This is a genomic window from Bowdeniella nasicola, assembly GCF_001907295.1.
GTDB classification, from domain to species: domain Bacteria; phylum Actinomycetota; class Actinomycetes; order Actinomycetales; family Actinomycetaceae; genus Bowdeniella; species Bowdeniella nasicola.
In genome coordinates this window covers 23984-43394 of sequence record NZ_MQVR01000012.1, presented here as the reverse complement: position 1 = coordinate 43394, position 19411 = coordinate 23984, and the positions used below count along the sequence as shown (strand labels likewise).

At 68.1% G+C, this 19411-nt stretch carries 17 protein-coding genes and 1 tRNA gene; 9 read left to right on the top strand and 9 right to left on the bottom strand.

The features are described 5' to 3' along the window. The first annotated feature begins 180 nt into the window (after nt 1–180). Nucleotides 181–888, top strand: coding sequence for a TetR/AcrR family transcriptional regulator (locus tag BSZ39_RS03460; RefSeq protein ID WP_158025080.1), 708 nt, complete (start codon nt 181–183; stop codon nt 886–888). 404 nt (nt 889–1292) lie between these two features. Here the strand turns inward: BSZ39_RS03460 and BSZ39_RS03455 are convergent. From BSZ39_RS03455 to BSZ39_RS03445, 3 genes are all read right to left on the bottom strand, one after another. Next, a tRNA-Pro gene (locus BSZ39_RS03455) sits at nt 1293–1366 on the bottom strand. A 56-nt stretch (nt 1367–1422) separates the two neighbouring features. Continuing rightward, nucleotides 1423–2436 (bottom strand): metallophosphoesterase, encoded by a 1014-nt coding sequence (locus BSZ39_RS03450; protein WP_073715992.1) that lies wholly within the window; start codon nt 2434–2436, stop codon nt 1423–1425. Between the two features lie 6 nt (nt 2437–2442). Next, nucleotides 2443–4827 (bottom strand): penicillin-binding protein, encoded by a 2385-nt coding sequence (locus tag BSZ39_RS03445; protein WP_073715991.1) that lies wholly within the window; start codon nt 4825–4827, stop codon nt 2443–2445. Between the two features lie 145 nt (nt 4828–4972). On the opposite strand from BSZ39_RS03445, the gene BSZ39_RS03440 reads away from it, so the two are divergent. The 3 genes from BSZ39_RS03440 to BSZ39_RS03430 are packed head-to-tail and all read left to right on the top strand — an operon-like array spanning nt 4973 to nt 5973. After that, nucleotides 4973–5335 carry a WhiB family transcriptional regulator gene (locus BSZ39_RS03440; RefSeq protein WP_073715990.1) on the top strand — a complete coding sequence of 121 codons (363 nt, stop codon included), beginning with the start codon at nt 4973–4975 and terminating at the stop codon, nt 5333–5335. A 9-nt stretch (nt 5336–5344) separates the two neighbouring features. Beyond that, the gene (gene sp36, locus BSZ39_RS13380) at nt 5345–5509 is read left to right on the top strand and encodes a Sp36 family protein (RefSeq protein WP_073715989.1); all 165 of its coding nucleotides are present in this window, start codon (nt 5345–5347) and stop codon (nt 5507–5509) included. Beyond that, nucleotides 5506–5973 (top strand): RidA family protein, encoded by a 468-nt coding sequence (locus BSZ39_RS03430; RefSeq protein ID WP_073715988.1) that lies wholly within the window; start codon nt 5506–5508, stop codon nt 5971–5973. Before sp36 ends, BSZ39_RS03430 begins: the two co-directional genes overlap by 4 nt. Before the next feature lie 61 nt (nt 5974–6034). Here BSZ39_RS03430 and BSZ39_RS03425 read toward each other — a convergent pair whose 3' ends face one another. Continuing rightward, complete coding sequence (locus BSZ39_RS03425) at nt 6035–6703, bottom strand: Crp/Fnr family transcriptional regulator (protein ID WP_245792410.1); 669 nt, start codon at nt 6701–6703, stop codon at nt 6035–6037. Between the two features lie 148 nt (nt 6704–6851). On the opposite strand from BSZ39_RS03425, the gene nth reads away from it, so the two are divergent. Then, on the top strand, nt 6852–7475 hold the full coding sequence (gene nth, locus BSZ39_RS03420; RefSeq protein ID WP_073715987.1) for an endonuclease III: 624 nt from the start codon (nt 6852–6854) through the stop codon (nt 7473–7475). Here the strand turns inward: nth and BSZ39_RS03415 are convergent. The 4 genes from BSZ39_RS03415 to BSZ39_RS03400 form a co-directional block, all read right to left on the bottom strand. Further along, the gene (locus BSZ39_RS03415) at nt 7472–8350 is read right to left on the bottom strand and encodes an alpha/beta fold hydrolase (protein WP_073715986.1); all 879 of its coding nucleotides are present in this window, start codon (nt 8348–8350) and stop codon (nt 7472–7474) included. The genes nth and BSZ39_RS03415 overlap by 4 nt on opposite strands. A 47-nt stretch (nt 8351–8397) precedes the next feature. Further along, a complete protein-coding gene (gene acs, locus BSZ39_RS03410) occupies nt 8398–10353 on the bottom strand; it encodes an acetate--CoA ligase (RefSeq protein ID WP_073715985.1) in 1956 nt (651 codons plus the stop codon). A gap of 150 nt (nt 10354–10503) precedes the next feature. Further along, nucleotides 10504–12747, bottom strand: a complete 2244-nt coding sequence (locus BSZ39_RS03405) for a metallophosphoesterase (protein ID WP_073715984.1) — start codon at nt 12745–12747, stop codon at nt 10504–10506. A 152-nt stretch (nt 12748–12899) separates the two neighbouring features. Then, the gene (locus BSZ39_RS03400) at nt 12900–14426 is read right to left on the bottom strand and encodes a hypothetical protein (protein ID WP_073715983.1); all 1527 of its coding nucleotides are present in this window, start codon (nt 14424–14426) and stop codon (nt 12900–12902) included. Between the two features lie 111 nt (nt 14427–14537). Here BSZ39_RS03400 and BSZ39_RS03395 point away from each other — a divergent pair, with 111 nt between their 5' ends. Continuing rightward, a complete protein-coding gene (locus tag BSZ39_RS03395) occupies nt 14538–15296 on the top strand; it encodes a hypothetical protein (RefSeq protein ID WP_143180349.1) in 759 nt (252 codons plus the stop codon). Here the strand turns inward: BSZ39_RS03395 and BSZ39_RS03390 are convergent. After that, complete coding sequence (locus tag BSZ39_RS03390) at nt 15293–16078, bottom strand: HAD family hydrolase (RefSeq protein WP_073715981.1); 786 nt, start codon at nt 16076–16078, stop codon at nt 15293–15295. The two genes, BSZ39_RS03395 and BSZ39_RS03390, sit on opposite strands and share 4 nt — an antisense overlap. A gap of 121 nt (nt 16079–16199) precedes the next feature. Between BSZ39_RS03390 and BSZ39_RS03385 the strand changes: the two genes are divergently transcribed. The 3 genes from BSZ39_RS03385 to BSZ39_RS03375 are packed head-to-tail and all read left to right on the top strand — an operon-like array spanning nt 16200 to nt 19314. Beyond that, nucleotides 16200–17213 carry a CpaE/TadZ family protein gene (locus tag BSZ39_RS03385; RefSeq protein ID WP_073715980.1) on the top strand — a complete coding sequence of 338 codons (1014 nt, stop codon included), beginning with the start codon at nt 16200–16202 and terminating at the stop codon, nt 17211–17213. Then, nucleotides 17210–18307 carry a TadA family conjugal transfer-associated ATPase gene (locus BSZ39_RS03380; protein ID WP_245792409.1) on the top strand — a complete coding sequence of 366 codons (1098 nt, stop codon included), beginning with the start codon at nt 17210–17212 and terminating at the stop codon, nt 18305–18307. Before BSZ39_RS03385 ends, BSZ39_RS03380 begins: the two co-directional genes overlap by 4 nt. Next, nucleotides 18304–19314: a type II secretion system F family protein gene (locus BSZ39_RS03375; RefSeq protein ID WP_083602905.1), complete on the top strand. Its 1011-nt coding sequence runs from the start codon at nt 18304–18306 to the stop codon at nt 19312–19314. The genes BSZ39_RS03380 and BSZ39_RS03375 overlap by 4 nt, the downstream gene beginning before the upstream one ends. The last annotated feature ends 97 nt before the right edge of the window (nt 19315–19411 follow it).

Below are 19411 nucleotides of genomic sequence, written 5' to 3'. Positions count from 1 at the left end.
CGACCATGACCGATACCGACACGCCCGCACTAGCAAGCTAAAACCCCAAACGAGAGGAAAACGCCGTTACACCACTACAAGGGACTTGACCGTCAGGGGCCCGTTCCTTCATCCCCGGTCGGTGACTACAACGTCATGACCCACAACATCTAGATGGGGTCAAGAGCCTATGATGATTGCATGCCGAAACCAGCGAAGGATACCTCTCGTCGCGTGGGGCTTGATCCGCAGCAGATCACCATGCGCGCTCTGAAGCTCAGTGAGGAGCGTGGTCTTACCGGCTGGTCCATTCGCGAGCTGGCAGCTGAACTGGACGTCGCGACCTCGGTGGTCTACCACTACTTTCCCGCCAAGGACGACATCTATGAGGCGGTCGTCGATCACGCGACCACCACCGTCGAGTTGCCCGATGAGTCCTTGGACTGGAAGGAGTGGTTCACCGAGGTCTTGATGTCGTTGCGGGCCGCGTGCCTGCGCGTGCCGGGCATCGCCGAGCGAACGGTCACAGGGAAGCTGACCCCCGCAATGGTGCCGATCATTGAGGCTGCCTACGCCCGCTTGAAAGCGGCGGGATTTGCCGAGATGACGCCGTGGGCCTATTCCATGATCTTCAACGTAGCTATGTCGGCGGTGGCGGCCCGTGACCGTCAGTCGCCCCATCATCCCGACCAGTACGTCATCGCCGACATGCTGGAGGACATGAGCGACCTAACCGTGTCCTCCCCGGCACTGAGCGAACTCAGCGAACACTTCATCGCAGGATTGACCACGGCGGACTCCGAACGCATCAGCAACGACTACTTTCGTTTGCTGCTCGCTTCTCTGCTTGACGGACTCAGCCACGTGCTGCTGCCAGCGGCTACCACCACGGTGGACCGCCAAACATAGCGGAACTCCCCGCGGGTTCCCAACACTCGGTTTGGTCGCTGATCGTTGAAGATGAAGCTCTCCTGCGGGGCTGGATGGCAGCAACCCTGACAACCGCCGTGCGCGATGTCGCATCAGGGCTCCGCTATATCGAGCAGAACCTCGCCATCGAAGCGATCTCCTCCGGCTAATCGCCACTTAGCGCTCGCGAAGCCGATGTCGTAAAACTCGCAGCAGAGGGAGCCTCCAACCGCCACGAGGCAACACGGATAGCAAAAGAGAGTGGCTGGATTTAACCGACGATGAAGACCGCACCCTTATGGATGGCCAGTCACGAGGATTTTCTGCCTGCGAGACATACCCGGGATAAAAACAAGTAATGTCCCACGCCATCGAGTGAACGATGACGTGAGACATCACAATTGTCGGGGTGGCGGGATTTGAACCCACGACCTCTTCGTCCCGAACGAAGCGCGCTACCAAGCTGCGCCACACCCCGTGACCAGTTCACTATAGCGGGCAATGGCCCCAGAACAAAAACCGGGAGAGCGTCCGTTACGCCACATTCTCGCGCGCTGTGAGCGTCAGGAGCGACGCCTCGGGACGCGTGAAGAGTCGGATGGGAGCATACGGGGACGTGCCGAGCCCCGCGCTGATGTTGACCCACATGTCACAGGGGCTGAGGCCCTTCGGCTGGGGCCGCAGACGGTGCCAGGGGACGACAGGAGCGTCAACAAGGCTCGGGTGCACCCCGGGCCAGGCCTGCAGGCCGCTAGCGCGCCAGGACGGCAAATCGCAGTTTGTCACGAGGGCCCCGTAGCCGGGGACCCCGACCTGGCCGCCGTGGGTATGTCCGGCCAGCACCAGGTCGGTACCGAGGGCCGCGAACTGGTCGAGGACGCGCGTATAGGGCGCATGCGTGAGGCCGAGCGTCAGATCGGCGCGGGGATCGAGCTCATCGCGGCTCGCGACGGGCATTGCGTCGCGATCGATATGCGGGTCATCGACGCCGACGAGTTGCATCCGGGTGCCGGCGACATTGAGCAGCGCGGTCGTGTTGCGCAGGTCGTGCCAGCCGGCCGCGCGCAAGGATTCGGCGAGGGTCTCGGCGGGCAGCAGCGTGCGATCGGAGTCGCTAAGGTCGGCACGACGCGAGGGCGGCAGCAGGTAGCGCAGCGGGTTCTTCCACGTCGGCCCGTAGTAGTCATTCGAGCCGAAGACGAAGGCGCCGGGCAGGGAGAGGAACGGCTCGAGCGTTTCCATCACGAGTGCGAAGGACTGACACGAAGCCATGTTGTCGCCTGTGTTGACGACCATGTCGATGTCACGCTCGGCGAGGCGCGCGATCCACCGCGATTTTGCCTTCATCGATGGCAGCAGGTGGAAGTCGGACAGGTGCAGGATCTGGACGGGCCGGGATCCAGCGGGCAGGACGGGCAGGGTGTGCTCGCGCAGTTGGAAGCCGATGCGGGCTTCCACGACGGCGCCAGCAGTCACCGCCGCCCCGAGGGCGACGGTGAGGCCGAGACCTTTCAGCGCGAGAGATGCGGCCGAAGACGTCGGAGTCATCGAAGCCTATCCGCCCGGGCCGGAGGACGGGTAGACGGTAATCGTTGCGCCCTTTGGCGCCGAACTTGTCGACTGACCCATGACGACGCCGGCCTGCCATTCGCTCGGGCGCGCACCGCCCACGGAGATGTTGAAACCGGAGCGACGCAGCACCGTCGTTGCATCGGCGATGGTATAGCCGACGACGCTCGGAACGGACTCATTACGGCCGGATTCCTGGGAGGCGTTCTGGTCGCGTGGCTCCTCCTGGGAGGGACGCTCCGACGGGGACTGCGAGCCCTGGACGAGCGCGGGGTCGGGGGCCGGGAAGTTCTCCGGTGCGACGCCATCGAGGGCGACCTGCATGAAGTTCTTCCACGTCGGGGCCGGGATCTTGCCGCCGTAGACCATGCCGGTCCACTCTCCGTTGATGCGCTGGTAGCTCATCGACTTGTCGCCGTCGGCGTAGCCCATCCAGACGGACGCGGCGAGCTGCGGCGTGAAGCCGACGAACCAGGCGTGCTTGTTGTCGTTCGCGGTACCGGTCTTGCCGGCCGCGGGGCGGCCGTTGAGGATCGCGCCGGAGCCGGTGCCGCCGGGGGAGACGACCTGCTGCATCGCGTATACCGCGGTGTTGACGACGTTGCGTTCGATGGTTTGCTCGCAGGAGATCTTCGGGACCTCGATCGGGTCGCCGTTGGACTTCGTGACCTCGGTCAGGAAGACCGGGGTGCAACGCTTGCCGCCGGCAGCGAGCGTCGCGCCGACGTTCGCCATCGTGAGCGGCGTGAGGTTGTTCGTGCCGAGCGTCATCGACGGGATCGCCATGAGGTCCTTACCGTTGCCGGTGGTCAGCGCGCCGAGGTCATTGGCCGTCTTGCGGATATTGCACAGGTCGACCTTCGTCGTCATATCGATGTAGGGCCGGTTCACGGAGTGCTTCGTCGCGTCGAGCACCGACATCGAGTGGCCGCCGGGGCCGAGCTCCATGTTCTTGACCTTGTAGCCGTTGGGGAGCGAGATCTTCGCGCAGGAGCTGATGAAGTCCTTCGTCTGGTACGTGCTACGGTTGGTCAGCACCCGGTCGGACAGGTGGCGCCCGGAGCGCAGCCACTCGACGAGGGTGAAGATCTTGCCCGTCGAACCGGTCTGGAAGCCGAAGCCGCCGGCGAGGTCGGTGCCGACCGACAGGTTGAGTTTGGTGAGGCGCGGGTTGTCGGCGGTCGGGTCACCATAGCCCCAGTTTTGAGCCATCGCGAGGACCTTGCCGGTGCCCGGCTCGACCGCGTTGACCGCGATCGAGATGCCCGACGAGTCGTTAGGCGGCACGGAGTTGACCGCCGAGTCGTAGGCGGCCTTCTGCTTGACCGGGTCCAGCGTCGTCTTGATCGTGAGGCCGCCGCGGTACAGCAGGCGCCGGCGATCGTCGGGCGTTTCCCCGAAGTGCTTGTCGGTGAGGATCTGCTGGATGACCGATTCGCAGAAGTAGGCGGCCGTGCCGGCGGTGGAACAGCCCTGGCGCTGGTCTTGCACCTTGAGCAACTCTTCGACGGGCTGCTTGTCGGCTTCTTCGCGCTCGGCGGCCGTAATGTAGCCCTCGCGCTCCATCCACATGAGGACCAGCGAGCGGCGCTTGGCGGCCGCTTCCGGGTGGCGGGTCGGATCGTGGCGAACCGGCGACTGTGTGATGCCCGCGAGGAGCGCGGCCTCCGAGATCGTCAGTTCGGAGGCGTGCTTGGAAAAGTACCGCAGGCTCGCGGCCTCGACGCCGTACACGGACGGGCCGAACGGCGCGATATTGAGGTAGCCATTGAGGATTTCATCCTTCGACGCATGCTTTTCCAGCGTGATCGCGAGCTTTGCTTCGCGCAGCTTGCGGCCGTATTCCTGCTCCTTGGCGGAGCGGACGGCGTCGTCGTCACCCGCGACGCGGGCGCGCTCGATCAGCGCGTTCTTCACGTACTGCTGGGTGAGGGTCGACGCGCCTTCGACATCGTCGCGCAGGGCGTTGTTCACGAAGGCGCGAGCAATGCCCTCGGGGTCGATGCCCTTGTGGTCGTAAAAGCGGCGGTCTTCGATCGCGATCACGGCGTGCTGGATGTTCTTCGAGATCTGATCCAGCGGTACGACGATGCGGTTATCGGCATAGAACGAGGCAATGCGGGAGCCGTCGGCGGCGAGCATCACCGAGCGCTGCGAGGGCTCGTCGATCTGAATCTCGTCAGGCAGATCATCGAACAGCGAGGTGCCGGCCGCGGTCGTCGATGGCGCGGCGAGGACCACGGGCATGGCCAAACCTGCCATCGCGACGCCACCGGCCCCAACGGCCAGGACGAACGCCAGGAGTAGCGCGAGGATCTGCGCTGGATGTTTGGCCCGAGCCGGAGCGGTGGGCGACGGTTTATTCGGCATAGGTTCAACTCTAGTTGGCCGCGGCGTTTCGGTCACGTGTGCGATTCGGCAACCCCCTTCAGCGTTGCCGTGGTAATGGTGAATTTCACACGTGGGCAGTTACGGGGTACCTTTGAGACTGTCAGTCCGATTATCGGGAGGGACCATGTCAGTCGACGGAGACCAAACGTGGGCCGCATATGCGGCATGCGCCAGCAACGAACCGGACGCCCTGTTCGTCCGCGGTGCCGCGCAGCGCGAAGTTCGCGTCATGTGCTTTTCTTGCCCGGTCAGGATGGAGTGCCTGATCGACGCACTGGAATCCAACGTCACCTACGGCGTGTGGGGTGGATTGACGGAGCGGGAGCGAAGAGCTCTCATGCGTCAGTACCCCGACGTGACAGATTGGCGGGAGTGGCTGGAGACCGACGACGACGATGTGGTCGTCGAACTGAAGTCTCCGGTGGCGCCGCGAATCATCACGCGGTTGCGTCGTCGCCAGGCCGCGACGCGAGCGACCGTCAACTAAGCTCATCCCATGACTACATGGGAGTACGCAACGATCCCGTTGCTCATTCACAACACCAAGGCGATCCTCGATCAGTGGGGCGCCGACGGCTGGGAACTTGTCCAAGTCGTGCCCGGACCCGAAGGCTCGAGCAATCTCGTCGCCTACCTCAAACGCCCCAAGGATGATGCATGAGCGAAAAGACCCCTAGCGAGCGCCTAGCCGAGCTCGGTATCGAGCTGCCGGCGGTGGCCGTCCCCGTCGCCGCCTACGTCCCGGCCGTGCAGCACGGCGACCTGATCTACACCTCCGGCCAGCTGCCGCTGCGCGCGGGCGAACTCACCGCGACGGGCATCGTCGGCGATGATGTGAGCCCGGAGGACGCCGCCGACGCCGCCCGCGTGTGCGCGCTGAACGCGATCGCCGCCGCGGCCGATCTGGCCGGCGGAATTGATAAGATCACGCGCGTCGTCAAGGTCACCGGATTCGTGGCCTCGGCGCCGTCGTTCACCGGCCAGCCGGGCGTCATCAACGGCGCCTCCAACCTCCTCGGCGACGTGTTCGGTGAGGCCGGCACGCACGCCCGCGCCGCCGTCGGCGTGGCCGCGCTGCCGCTCGGCGCTCCCGTCGAGGTCGAAATCGTCGTCGCGACGAACTAGCCTCCCTAAAAACGTTTCGGCCCCCGCACCAGAAACTGGGCGGGGGCCGAACGCTTGCGTCTTAGCGGGCGCGACGGCGCAGGCGCTCGATGTCGAGCAGGTGGACGCCGCGGTTTTCCAGAGCGAGCCAGCCGCGCGAACCGAATTCGGCGAGCGACTTGTTGACGGTCTCGCGGGAGGCGCCAACGAGCTGGGCGAGCTCTTCTTGGGTGAGGTCGTGCGGGACGTGGACGGTGCCATCGGCTCCCGCGTGGCCGAAGCGATCGGCGAGGTCCAGCAGGGCCTTGGCGACGCGGCCGGGAACGTCCGAGAAGACGAGGTCCGCGAGCGCGTTGTTCGTGCGGCGCAGGCGCTGCGCGAGGGCCTTCAGCATGTGCTTGGACAGCTCCGGATGGGCGTCGATGAAACGCATCATGCCGTCGTGGTCCAATTCCATCATGCGGGTGGCCGCCACAGCGGTCGCCGTCGTCGAGCGCGGGCCCGGATCGAACAGGGTGAGTTCGCCGATCATCTCGCCGGGGCCAAGGACCGCGATCAGGTTGTCTCGGCCGTCTCCGGAGGTGTGGCCCAGCTTCACCTTGCCTTCGACGATGAGGTAGAGCCGGTCACCCTTATCGCCCTCGTTGAATAGCTTTTCTCCGCGACGCAGGGACACTTCAGACATCATCGAGCGCAGCTCGTCCTGGTCTTCAGCATTCAACGCGGAGAAGAGCGGAACAGATCTGATCATGTTCTCGTCCACGTAGCTCCATTTCTCCGATGTGATTGGACACATCACATTGTGTCACGTGATGTGAGATCAAGCACTCAGATCATAGCGGATGGCGCGAAATTGGCCGAAGATGCGCATTTTCGTGCCCGAAAGTTAGGCTGGCGCCATGAGTGAACGGGCCGTAGCGATCGACGATATCCTCATCGAGACGTATCCCGATGCCCATTGCGAGCTCGATTTCGCCTCGCCATTTCAGCTGCTCGTCGCGACGGTCCTCTCGGCACAGACGACCGACGTGCGCGTCAATCAGGTGACGCCCGAGCTGTTCAACCGCTATCCGAGGCCGGCCGACCTCGCGAGCGCGGGGCGTGCGGACGTGGAGGAGATCTTGCGGCCCCTCGGGTTCTTCCGGGCGAAGACCACGTCGCTGATCGAGCTGTCGGGCCGGCTCGTGGCCGAGTTTTCCGGCGACATGCCGGACTCCTTGGATGCGCTCGTGTCGCTACCGGGAGTGGGACGCAAGACGGCGAACGTCGTGCTCGGAAACGCGTTCGGGATCCCGGGCATCACCGTCGATACGCACGTCGGGCGGCTCTCCCGCCGCCTGGGGCTGACGAAGAATACGGACCCGGTGAAGGTCGAGCGCGACCTCATGGCCGAGTTGCCCAAGGAGCGGTGGACCGATGCCTGCCACCGGCTGATCTTTCACGGGCGGCGCTGCTGCACCGCGCGCAAACCCGACTGCGAGGCGTGCCCGCTCAGCGAGCTCTGCCCGCGAATCGGGGTTTAGCTGAAGTCCGAGAGCGCGGCGCGCAACGCGGTAAGGATCGTGTCCGGGTCCTCTTCGGGCAGGAAATGGCCGCCGGGCGAGACGCGGGCGTCGTCGGAAAACGAACTCGGATCCCACAGGGCGTCGCGCTGACCGCAAATCTCGGTGACGGGCACGATCCAGTAGGCGCGCTCGAGTTCGGCGAGGAACTGGCGGCCCGAGGGGCGGCGGCGCGAGCGGATGAGCCAGCGGAGTTGTTCGAGGGCGCAGCGCGCGGCGAACGGGGAGCGCAGCGCGTCGGTATAGGAATAGGACGCGGGGCGGGTGGGGGAGGACTCGTCGGTCAGCTCGTTGATGACGAGGGAGACCGTCGTGCCCGACGTGAGGCCGCGCTCGGCGAGGACGGGCGTAAGGACGGCGGGCGCGATGCGCGCGAGATGGCGGGAGCGGGCCAGGCGCCAGCGCGCCGGATGCGGTGAGGAAACCGCGACGACGTGGCGGATGACGTCCGGGTAGTAGGCGGCCGCGGCGCGGGCGACGACGCCGCCGAGGCCGTGGCCGACGACGATCGCTTCGCGCGCGCCGAGCACCGAGACGACGCCGACGACGTCCGAAGCGAGCGTCGGGATCGAAAACCGGCTCGGCGGATTATCGGAGGCGCCATAGCCGCGCAGATCGACCGCGACCATCGCGCAGTCGAGGTCTCCGGCCGCAGCGAGCACTTCGCGCCAGGCGTACCAGTGCTGCGGGAAGGAATGCAGCAGGATCACGACGCGCTGCGGCGTGGATGTCGGATCAAAACCCGCTGTCACGGTATGGAGGCGGGCGCCGTTCGCGTCGAGGAAACGATGCGACCACGGCCCGGGTGCATGCAAAAGATCGGCGGATTCACTCACTTAAGCGAGGCTACCGCAGAGGAGCTGGCCGGGCCGTAGGACGAAGGTTAGGTGGCAAGGCCCTTGGAGATGAGGTCCATCACCGAGGAGTCGGCGAGCGTCGTGACGTCACCGATCTCACGGTTTTCGGCGACGTCGCGCAGCAGCCGGCGCATGATCTTGCCGGAGCGGGTCTTCGGCAGCTCGGGCACGATGAGGATGTCGCGGGGTTTGGCGATCGGGCCGATCTCCTTGCGAACGTGCTCGCGCAGCGTCGCGACGAGGTCGGCGCCCTCGCCCTCCTCATCGGCCTGGGCGAGGTATTCCTCGCGCAGGATGACGAAGGCGACGACGGCCTGGCCGGTCGTATCGTCCTTCGCGCCGACGACGGCGGCCTCCGCGACCGCGTCGTGGGCGACGAGCGCTGATTCGATCTCGGCGGTCGATAGCCGGTGGCCGGAGACGTTCATGACATCGTCAACGCGGCCGAGCAGCCAGACGTCGCCATCCTCGTCATAGCGCGCGCCGTCGCCGGCGAAGTAGACGCCCTCAAAGCGCGCCCAGTACGTCTCGTTGAAGCGTTCGTTGTCGCCCCAAATGCCGCGCAGCATGGCGGGCCACGGCTCGGTCAGGACGAGCAGGCCGGGGGTTTCGTCGGTGATCTCTTCGCCGAGGTTGTCGAAGATTTCGACGCTGATGCCGGGCAGCGGGCGCTGGGCGGAGCCGGGCTTGGTGGCGGTGATGCCGGGCAGCGGGCTGATCATGATGCCGCCGGTCTCCGTCTGCCACCACGTGTCGACAATGGGGCAGCGCTCGGCGCCGATGACGCGGTGGTACCACAGCCACGCCTCGGGGTTGATCGGCTCGCCGACCGTGCCGAGGATGCGCAGCGTTGATAGGTCGTGCGCGTTCGGGAATTCCTCGCCCCACTTCATGCACGTGCGGATCGCGGTCGGCGCCGTGTAGAAGATCGTGACGCCGTACTTTTCGATGATCTGCCACCAGCGGCCCTTGTCGGGCGTGGCGGGCGTGCCCTCGTAGACGACCTGCGTCGTCGCGTTCACGAGCGGGCCGTACGTGACGTAGGTGTGGCCGGTGATCCAGCCGACGTCGGCGGTGCACCAGTAGACGTCCGACTCGGGGTGGACATCGAAAACGTTTTTGTGCGTGAACGCGGCCTGCGTGAGGTAGCCGCCCGTCGTGTGGACGACACCCTTCGGCTTACCCGTGGTGCCCGAGGTGTACAGGATGAACAGCGGATGCTCCGCGTCGACGATCACGGGGGCGTGCTCCGTCGACTGGTTCGGGACGGTCTCGTGCCACCAGATATCGACGTCGTCGTTCCAGTTCACGTCCATCCCGGTGCGCTGGTAGACGAGCACATGTTCGACAGGAGTATCACCGCCCGCGATCGCGTTGTCAACGGCGAGCTTCAGCGGCAGGGCTTTACCGCCGCGGAACTGTCCGTCAGAGGTGATGACGACACGGGCACCGGCGTCGAGAATGCGCGAGTGCAGTGCGTCGGCAGAAAAACCGCCGAAAACGACCGAGTGCGGGGCGCCGAGGCGGGCGCAGGCGAGCATCGAGATGATCGCGATCGGGCCCATCGGCAGGTAGATTGCGACGCGGTCGCCGGTCTTGACTCCGAGTTCGACAAGCGCGTTCGCGGCCTGCGAGACCTCGTCTTTCAACCGCGCGTAGGTGTAGTCCTCGCTCCTGCCGTCTTCCGCCTCGAAATGCAGGGCGATTCGATCACCGAGTCCGGCCTCGACGTGCCGGTCGACCGCGTTATAGCAGGCGTTGAGCTTCCCGTCGGCGAACCATAACGCCTTCGGAGCATTCGACCAGTTCAGAACCTCGGTGAAATCGGTATCCCACGTGAGGTATTCGCGTGCAATCTCGGCCCAGAACCCTTCTCGATCTTCCTTCGCGCGATCGAACAGCTCCTGCGTTGCGACGGCGTTGCGGCGGATCTCATCCGACGGGGCGAACGTTTCGGGTGCGACGGGGGCATCGTGGGACATACAAAACTCCGATTTGTGATCGCGAACACGTGGTACAGCTCACTATTGTGCGCGCCGAGGGCGGTCGTGTCCACCCGTGTCTCACGTGGGGGGACTGACCAGAAGGCGCCCCGGCCGGTTGGCTCGGGGCGCCTTCGGATGCTAGCCGCGCTAGCCGATGCGGTGGCGGGCGGATGTCGCGCGAAGCATGAGGCCCGACGCGGCTAGCGCTGCCGCGAGCGCGACGAACGCGAGCGCGTTGCTACCCGTGATTGGCATGGACGGTCCCGGCTGCTGCGGCGCCGGCGTCGTCGGGGCGCCCCCGCTCGGAGCCGGCGTCGTGGGCTCGTCGGTCGGCGCCGCCGTCGGCCCCTCAGTGGGTTCCTCGGTCGGTTCTGCCGTCGGCTCCGGGGTCGGCTCATCGGACGGCTTACCCGCGAGCGGCGAGCCCGCCGCGTCGAGGTAGACCGTGAACTGGCCCGAGACCATCTCGCGGCGCTCGACCGTCTTCAGCGAATAATCGTCGGCGAGGATCGGGAACATCGACACCGGCGTCATCGTCATCGCCGCGGCCGGCATGACGCCCGAGTCGAGGGCGGGGCCGTCGTACGGCGCGATGCGGATATCGAGGTGCCCGTAGTGCTTACCACCGGCGACGAGGTGCTTCACGCCCGCATCGTTCGTGCGCCACAGCTCGGGCTCGTCCCGCTGGGCCATCCACACCGAGTGTGTGTTGAAGCCGAGCGGCTCATACGTACCGTCGGCGGTCTTGATCATCTTCTCGCCGCGCAGCCCGTCGGAGGCGACGCCGACATCCCAGTGATAGACGCCGGTGCCATCGCCGGCCTCGTCGACATAGGACGCCTGGAACGTCTCATCGTGGCCAGAGAAAACCGCGGCGACATCGTACTTTTCGAGCAGTGGCTGCAGATGGCGCATCGGGGTGCCGGGCTGGCCATCGGGCGACTCATGGCCCATCGGGGTGCCGTGCACGCCGTTGGAGTAGGCGACGTGATGCCACTGCACGAGGATTATCTGGCCCGCGGCGCGGGCGTCGGCGAGCTGGGCCGCGGCCCAGGCGTACTGTTTGGAACCGGGCATGAAGTCCGGCTGGTCTGGCGTGTTCGGATCCGTGCCGGTAGGGAACCAGCCCGCCGCGACGGCCGCCGGGAAATCGCGCGCGTACTCGGCGAACGTGAACGAGTTTTGGGTGTCGGTGCCGTACTGCTGGGGCGTCAGGTTCTTATCGGTCCCACGGGAGGCCATCTCCGGTGGGGTCTTACCCGGGCTCTGGTCCGCCGAACCATTTGTCGCATCGAGCGTGATGATCGTGACGGGACCGTAGTCGACGCGGTGGTAGGCATCCAGATACTCGGGATTGGTTGATCCGAACGTGTCAAAGTTTTGGTTGTAGGCGGCGCGGGCGCGCACGACAAGGGAGCGATCCTCGGGCTTGCCGTAGCCGTAGACCTCGTGGTTGCCCAGGGCGGTGACGATCGGGATCGAGTCAAGCACATGCCCCTTATCGCCCGCGAAGTAGCGGAACCACTCATCCCAGTGGGTCTGGCTCGAGCCGCGCTCGGCGAGATCGCCAGGCAACAAGATGAGGTCCGGCTTCGCCTGCGCGATCAGGGAGTTATTGAGCTCTTGGGCCCGATCCTCGGTGATGGCGTAGTTCAGGGCGTGGTCGCCATCGCGCGTGGAGGAACCGAATTTCTCGTCCCAGGCCGAGCCCGGCGCGGGACGCTCTTCGGAGCCCTCGGCGAGCGGAGACTTCACCCATTCGCGGTAGGTGACGCGACCGATCGGGTCCGTTTCAGTATCGGAAAACGCGATGAGGTGCAACGGCTCGGTGATTGTTGTGCCCTTGGCGGGCAGCGTCGTGAACTGTGCGTCATGCCGGTAGTCGTCGACGATGACCGCATAGGCGTAAGTCGACTTGGGGGTGAGGCCGGTGATGCGGTGGCTGTACTTGACCGGCGCATTCGCGCGGATCCAGCTGCCCTGCTTCGCAACGAGCTCCTTGCCACGCGTGAGGTCTCCCTGGGCGAGTTCGGAGTCCTGGTATTCATTGACCGGGTTCGCCTCGCCGATGATCGTTGCTCGGTAGCCGTCGGCGGGAAGGCCTGGGCCGGTCACGACGAGCTCGGCGTCGGAGCCGAGCTCGGTGAAGAAGTTGATCGTCATCTCGGTTGCCGCGGGGCGCTGCAGGTAGGGCAGGACACGGAAACCGGCAGCGGCCTCGCGCGGGACGGTGGCGCCGTCGACGATCGTCGGATGATCAAGAGTAGAGACGAGTGCGGGGGACTCGACGCCGGGGCGGGCGGCATCCGGGCTTGCGACGCTAGAGAGGGGAATGATGGCGAAGAGGAGCGCGGCACTGGCCGCCGCGAGGAGCCGGTGAGGGCGGGCCATGATCGACCTTTCGGTGAGGGGACGTGGCGCCCTGACCGTAGGCAACGAGAATGACCCGCAGATAGCGGGGACGTAAACACCGCGTGGTGCAGACAGCAGGAAAGTGCCCGGACCTTGCGGGCCCGGGCACTTTCGGTGGTAGGGGAGGTGACTTAGTGTCCGACGCGGCGTTCGAAGGCGGCCTGGAGGCGTTCGCCCCGGCGGCCGGCGCGGCGAGCCGCGTGCGAGATGTAGCCCGCGAGCAGGAGCGCGACGCCGTAGGCGAGCATGCGGCCCGTCGAGACGTCGGCGAGGAAGTGGTGGGCAGCGTTCGCGCCGATCTGGTGCAGGTCCGAGATCTTGTCCAGCGGGCCTGTCGAGAAGTCCTTCAGCATGCCGGGAGCGACAACGTAGGCCGCGCCGACGATCGAGAGTAGTGCGCCCGTAATCCACGCGCCGACGGAGGACGCCTTTACCAGGATCGCGATGAGAACGACGAGCAGGAGACCGCCGACCATCTCACCGATGGCGGCGGGGTTGATCGTGCCCGTCTCCCACGGCGCGTTCGAGGCGAGCGTGAAACGCGCGCCGGCGTCAGCGATGAGGTACCAGGCGATCGGGGCCAGCAGGAGGACGAGGAAGATCGACGCGATGTGGGCGCCGACGCGCGAGCGCGGGGCCTCGAGCTCTTCGCCCGCGAGGATGTCGTCCTCGTAGCGGGAGGCGGGATCGTGGGGTTTGTAGGTTTGGGTGAGCGGCTCGCTCGACGTCGTGGCCGGATCGGCGGTGCCCGCGGCACCGGCGGCCCCGGTTCCCACAGCGGCAGCGCCCGCGGCGGCGGCGCCGGGGGCGTAGGACGCCGGTGCGTCGTCGCCCGACTCGCTGTTCCACAGGCTCGTGCGGCGCACCATCGTCGACTCGACATCGTCGTCGGTGCGGGCGTGGGCCTTGCCGTCGTCCTCGATGTCGGCGACCTCGGCGGTGCCGCCATAGGAGGAGGCGCGGCTCCACGGGGAGGCCTCCGCCGGTTCGGCGCGACGCGCGGTCAACGGCGAGTCCTCCTCGACGCCAGCCTCGTCGGCCTCGGCCACGTGTGCGGTGCCGGCCGCGACGGCGCCCGGGCCCGCGAACGCGGCCTTATCGGTGGCCTCTTCGACCGGCTCGTCAGCGGGGGCGTCGACGTGGTCGACAACCGGCGCCTGGGGCTCATCCGAATCGAGCACGCTCGCAGAGCGGTGCTCGCTCAGCTCGGGCTCATTGGCAGCGGGGGCCTCGAACACCGGCTCGTCGGCGACCGGGGCGTCGGGTGCCGGCTCGTCGTGCGGGCGGGCAGTCTCGGGCAGCGGAGCCTCGCCGGGCTCGGAAAACTCCGGCGCTACCTCCGCGCGGGAGTCACGCGCGCGAATATTGTCCGGGTGGAAGTGCGGCTCAAAACGGCCCGTGTCCTCGCCGGCCGGCGGCACGGCGGGCGGAACCGGCATCGGGGCGCCGGCATCCTCGGCGGGCGGGGCGGCCTCCGGCGCGGGCGTTTCGCCCTCGGTCGGGAAGGCGCCGTAGACATCGTCACGCTCGAAGGTCTCGTCCGGGGGACGGAACTCGGGCATGCGGTCGTCTGCCGGGGCAGTGTCGTAGGGGGAGGACGTCTCGTTGCCCTCGTACGCTACGCGGTCGTCGCGTTCGTTGTCGCGGTTGTCTCTCATGAGTTCTCCCAGAGCTATGGCGATAAAACCACGCTATGCGCGGATGCCCGTTTTTGCGCGTCGGGCACGCCGAAACCGCGATAATTTGCGTCGCATCCATAGACTGAGGCGGTGATGACCGACCCGTTAGGACGCCTCGCTTCCGAACCTGCACTCGTGGCGCTCGCCGCCGAGATCAGCGAGCAAGCGGCCGCCCTCCGCTTCCACGAGGCGCTGCGCCGACACAGCGCGCAGGCCCGGCACGCCGCGATCGTCGCGTCGAGCACGCACCTCAGCGATGCCGCGGGACTGCCTCCGGGTGGGGATTTGGCGGAACAGATCGTGACCGGGCAGGCAGCGGGCGACGACCCGCGCTGGCGCTGCTACCGCGTGTTGCGTCGCAGTCTCGATTTTTTCGGCACGCTCGGTGGGGCCGCCGACCGCACACCGCCGGGACAGATCATCTCCGCGCTGCGCCGCGACGCCGGTCTACCGGGCGCACCGCCCGCCGGACTGCAGCAAGCAGGCGGACTCATGACGTCGACCAGCCCGGCGTTCGTCGTGACAGCACTGATCTGGGCGCATGCCCAGCTCGCGAGCGAGGAGGAAACCGCGGCCTTCGGGGCAGGCGGGCCGTTGCCGATCCCGACGACGACGTTCGCGGCCGCTCTCGCGTCGATCCATGCCGTGCGCTCCGGCCTTGATCCCGCGGGCGTCAGCGTCGTCAGCGACGTGGAAGCCCCACAAGCACTAGCCGACTACCGGGCAGGGTCCTGGGTGGGTGCACTCGGGTGGTGCGAGGCATTCGGGCAGATGTGGCGCGCCGGGCTCGCGGCCGGACGCGTCGTATGCGACGAGGTGCGTGCGGGCAGGCGCGGCGGCGCCCGCTAGGCGTTTTTCTGATCGCGGTCGCGCAGCCACCACCACAGGCCCGCGCCGATCCCCACGGCGAGCAGCAGCCCGACGGCGGGCAGCGCGTGGCGCGGTTTCAGCGGCACCGGGTTCGCCCAGCGCGCGATGTCCCAGCCGCCCTCCATTGCGAGCGTGGCAAGGCCGCGATCGGGATTGACGGCGACGGGATGCCCGACGGCCTGCAGCATCGGCGCGTCGGTAACGGAGTCGGAATACGCCCAGCAGTGCGCCAATTCCCAGCCGTAGCGGCTCGCGAGGCGCTCCATCGCCTCGGCCTTGGCGGGACCGTAAACGTAATCAGAAATGACGCCCGTAAAGCGCCCGTCCTCGCCGACCTCGAGTTGGGAGGCGACGACGTGATCCGCGCCGAGCATCTCCGCGATCGGGGTGACGATATCGCTGACCGATGCGGAGACGATGACGACGTCGTGCCCGGCGGCATGGTGGGCGGCGATCGCGTCGAGGGCCTCGCCGAAGACCTCCGGTTCGATGCGGGTCTGCAGTGAATTGCGAACGACCTGCTCGAAGGCCTGCGGCGCCCACCCGGCCACGAGCGCCGAGAGCCGCTCGCGCACGCGCTCGGAGCGGTCGTGGTCGGCGTCGAGGAAGTGATAGGTCAGCTGGGCATGCGCCGAACGCGCCACGTCGGTCCGGGAGATCAGGCCCGCGTCCAGCAGAGGACGAAACAGCGCGAGCGTTGCCGATTTAGCCAGGACCGTTTTATCGAGATCGAAAAAGGCGGCAGCGGAAGAAGAGCGCATATTCTCACCCTAACGAACGGCGCGGACCTGGTCGATGGTTAGCTGGGGAAAGCGCCAGCAAGGAGCGCGGCAATGCTGTGGATAGCGCCGCTCGCCGCCCCGCGCCTGGAACGGTGGCACCATGACCACTTCGATCCTCACCACCCGCACCGTCGTCGCGATCATCCCCGACGACGACCTGCGCGCCACGGTCCACGACCTCGCCGAGCTGGCCGGAGCCGTCGTCCCCGAGCGGCCGTGGGAGATCGCGCTGGGCGACCCGCACTGCATCGTCGTCCTCGGACTGCCGCTCGACGCCGCGACCGTCGCGAGCCTCGATGCGGCCGCCCGGGAGCGCGCCATCGTCGTGACGCGCGAGGGGCCCGACGACGAATGCGACCTGCCCGAAACCCTCGGCACGCACCTGTCGCTGCCGCGTCAGTCCGATGAACTGCTCGCGCGGCTGTCCCACCTGTCGGCGGCGGCGCCGATCATCCGCGTCGCCGGGCTGCACGGGGGAGCGGGCGCGACGCGGTTCGCCGCCAGCCTCGCCCGCCTCGCCGAGCAGGACTCGTTTCGCGTCGTCCTCCTCGACGCCGACCCACGCGGCGGGGCGGCCCTGCTCCTCGAGATCGAGAGCGGCGAAGCCTACGCGCGGCTGCCCGAGGCGATCTCGTGGGCCGACATCGGCGACGGCCTCGACCTCCTCCCGCTACGGATCGTCGCGGGCCTGCCGAAGGTCAACGGCGTCTCGATCCTCACCGGCGGCGCGCCCGATGCCGCCACGTGCTGGCGCGTCGCGAACGTCCTGCGTCACGCCTGCGACCTCGTTATCGTCGACGGCTGCCTGCCCACCGGGGCGCTCGCGGATACCCGCGCGGACCTCGACGTCGTCATCGGAACCCCGTCGCCCGCGACGATTCGGGCCTTCCACCTGCTGGAGCCCGATGACGCGCGCGTGCTCGCGCTGCGCACCCCCGGCACCCATCCGCTAGAAATCACGTTGGCGGAGTGCGGAGCGATGCGGACCGTGACGTTCCGCTCCGAGCGCAGTGCCGACCGCGACGCCGAACACGGGATCGCGCCGGGCGACCGCGTCCGATCGGCGACGATGGTGTGCGCACGCAAACTCTGGCGGGAGGCGAAGGCGGCGTGAGCGAGTCGTGGCAGCGCCGGGCCGCCGACCTCGCCACCGGTATGTCCACGGCGAAGGCCCTCCGCGATGCGCCCGTCGCCGCCAGCGACCTCGCCCGCAGCCACGCCGACGCCGCCGCCCGCGAGGCCGGCCTCACCGGGGACCTCGCCCGGCTCCTTGCCGATCCGCTCGTCACCGACGTCCTCATCAACCCTGACGGCAGCGTCGTCATCGAGCGCGCAGGAGAACTCGCGACGACGGGCCTCGCGGTACCCGACACGCGGGCGCTCGCGGTGCGGCTCGCGGCCGCGGCCGGGCGGCGACTCGACGACGCATCCCCCATCGTCGACGGCACGATCCACTCCGGCGTACGGCTGCACGCGATCCTGCCTCCACTTGCCTACGGGGGCGCCGCGATCAGCCTGCGCGTCGCCCGCCACCAAGCCTTCGACCTCGCCGCACTCGCCGAGCGCGGCACCCTGCACCCCGAGCTCACCGCCGCGCTGTGCACGCTGCTGGTCCGCCGGGCCAACGTCGTCCTCACCGGAGCGACCGGCACGGGCAAAACGACGCTTCTCGCCGCGCTCATCCGCGAGCTGCCCGACGGCGAGCGCATCGTCGTGATCGAGGAAGCGCGCGAGCTTGCGCCGCCGCATCCGCACCTCATTACGCTGCAAACCCGCGGCGCGAATACGGAGGCGCGCGGCGGCATCGGCCTGGCCGACCTCGTGCGCGCGGCCCTGCGCATGCGCCCCGACCGGCTCATCCTCGGCGAGGCGCGGGGCGCCGAAATCCGCGACGTCCTCGCCGCGCTCAACACCGGCCACGCCGGCTGCTGGTTCACCCTGCACGCAAATACTCCCGCCGACGTACCCGCCCGGCTGCTCGCGCTCGCCGCCCTCGCGGGCCTGAGCGAGAGCGCCCTCAGCGCACAGGCCGGCGCCGCGCTCGACGCGATCGTCCACCTCGAGCGCACCGGCGGGCAGCGCCACGTCTCCCACATCGCGGCCTTGGCCCGACGCGAGGGGCGCCTCGTCGTCGAACCCGCCTTGAGCAGGCGCGGCCGCGAGATCGACGTGGGCCCCGGCGCCGCGCACCTGGGGCTGGGCCCATGACCCGCGCCGGCCTCGCGCTACTGCTCGCGACGACGCTGTGGGGCATCGCGCGCATCCCACTCACGAGCCCGACCCGCCGCACCCGCACCCGCCGCAGGCCCGCCGCACCGCCCGTCGACGTCGGCTCACTCGCCCTCGACTTCGCCGAACGCCTCCGCTCCGGCGCCCCGCTCGCCACCGCCTGGGAAGCGTCCGCGGCGAGCCACGGCCTAGCGACCGACTGGGATCCGCTGCGCGGACCGACGGGGCTCGCCGACCTCGGCGCCGCGGGCATGACGCTCAGCGCCGCGATCCGGCTCGCCCTGCGTACCGGCGCGCCGCTCGCCGATCTCCTTACCGCCTGCGCCCGCGCCGCCGCGGGCACGGAGGACGCGGCCGCCGCCCGCCGCATCGCGCTCGCTGGCCCGCGCTCCTCCACGCGCATCCTCGCCGCGCTCCCGCTGGCCGGCCTCGCGGGCGCGGCCCTCCTCGGCCTCAACGTCCTGGGCCGCATCCTCGACGGGAGCGTCGGCACCGCCAGCGCCCTGCTCGGCCTCGCCGTCTGGCTGGTCGGCCACCTGTGGACCCGCCGCCTCATCGCCCGCGCGGCCGCCGCCCCGCTCGATACCGAACACGTCACCTGCGACCTCGCCGCCGCCGCGCTGCAATCGGGCGCCTCCATCCCGGGCGTCCTGCAGGTCCTCGCCGAGGTGTTGGACGACGAACGCCTCGCGACGACGGCACGCGCCCTGCTGCTCGGCGTAGACTGGCACACCGCATGGGGCGATCGCGCCACGGGATCGCTCGCCCGCAGCCTCGACGTCGCGTGGACCTCCGGCGCGAGCCCCGTCGCGCTCCTGCAGCGCCGCGCCGAACGGCTCCGCGCCACCGCCGAGACCGACGCGAAGGCTGCTGCGGGCCGCCTCGCCGCGCGCCTCGTGCTGCCGCTCGGAGCCTGTTTCCTCCCGGCCTTCATCTTGCTTGTGCTCATCCCGGCGATCGTCTCGATCGTCGCCACGTTCACCTAAGGCGCCCTGCCGCGGCAATCCACAACCGCACCTCGCCCTCGCCGCCATCCGAAGCCGAGCCGCGACCCGCCGCGCCGGCGCACGAGACTACCGCACA

What these genes read in the sequence shown, in the direction of transcription:
- BSZ39_RS03430 (WP_073715988.1), top strand. Translation starts at nt 5,506, where the DNA reads ATGAGCGAAAAGACCCCTAGCGAGCGCCTAGCCGAGCTCGGTATCGAG.
- acs (WP_073715985.1), bottom strand. Translation starts at nt 10,353, where the DNA reads ATGTCCCACGATGCCCCCGTCGCACCCGAAACGTTCGCCCCGTCGGAT.
- nth (WP_073715987.1), top strand. Translation starts at nt 6,852, where the DNA reads ATGAGTGAACGGGCCGTAGCGATCGACGATATCCTCATCGAGACGTAT.
- sp36 (WP_073715989.1), top strand. Translation starts at nt 5,345, where the DNA reads ATGACTACATGGGAGTACGCAACGATCCCGTTGCTCATTCACAACACC.
- BSZ39_RS03385 (WP_073715980.1), top strand. Translation starts at nt 16,200, where the DNA reads ATGACCACTTCGATCCTCACCACCCGCACCGTCGTCGCGATCATCCCC.
- BSZ39_RS03460 (WP_158025080.1), top strand. Translation starts at nt 181, where the DNA reads ATGCCGAAACCAGCGAAGGATACCTCTCGTCGCGTGGGGCTTGATCCG.
- BSZ39_RS03440 (WP_073715990.1), top strand. Translation starts at nt 4,973, where the DNA reads ATGTCAGTCGACGGAGACCAAACGTGGGCCGCATATGCGGCATGCGCC.
- BSZ39_RS03450 (WP_073715992.1), bottom strand. Translation starts at nt 2,436, where the DNA reads ATGACTCCGACGTCTTCGGCCGCATCTCTCGCGCTGAAAGGTCTCGGC.
- BSZ39_RS03375 (WP_083602905.1), top strand. Translation starts at nt 18,304, where the DNA reads ATGACCCGCGCCGGCCTCGCGCTACTGCTCGCGACGACGCTGTGGGGC.
- BSZ39_RS03405 (WP_073715984.1), bottom strand. Translation starts at nt 12,747, where the DNA reads ATGGCCCGCCCTCACCGGCTCCTCGCGGCGGCCAGTGCCGCGCTCCTC.
- BSZ39_RS03400 (WP_073715983.1), bottom strand. Translation starts at nt 14,426, where the DNA reads ATGAGAGACAACCGCGACAACGAACGCGACGACCGCGTAGCGTACGAG.
- BSZ39_RS03445 (WP_073715991.1), bottom strand. Translation starts at nt 4,827, where the DNA reads ATGCCGAATAAACCGTCGCCCACCGCTCCGGCTCGGGCCAAACATCCA.
- BSZ39_RS03390 (WP_073715981.1), bottom strand. Translation starts at nt 16,078, where the DNA reads ATGCGCTCTTCTTCCGCTGCCGCCTTTTTCGATCTCGATAAAACGGTC.
- BSZ39_RS03425 (WP_245792410.1), bottom strand. Translation starts at nt 6,703, where the DNA reads ATGATCAGATCTGTTCCGCTCTTCTCCGCGTTGAATGCTGAAGACCAG.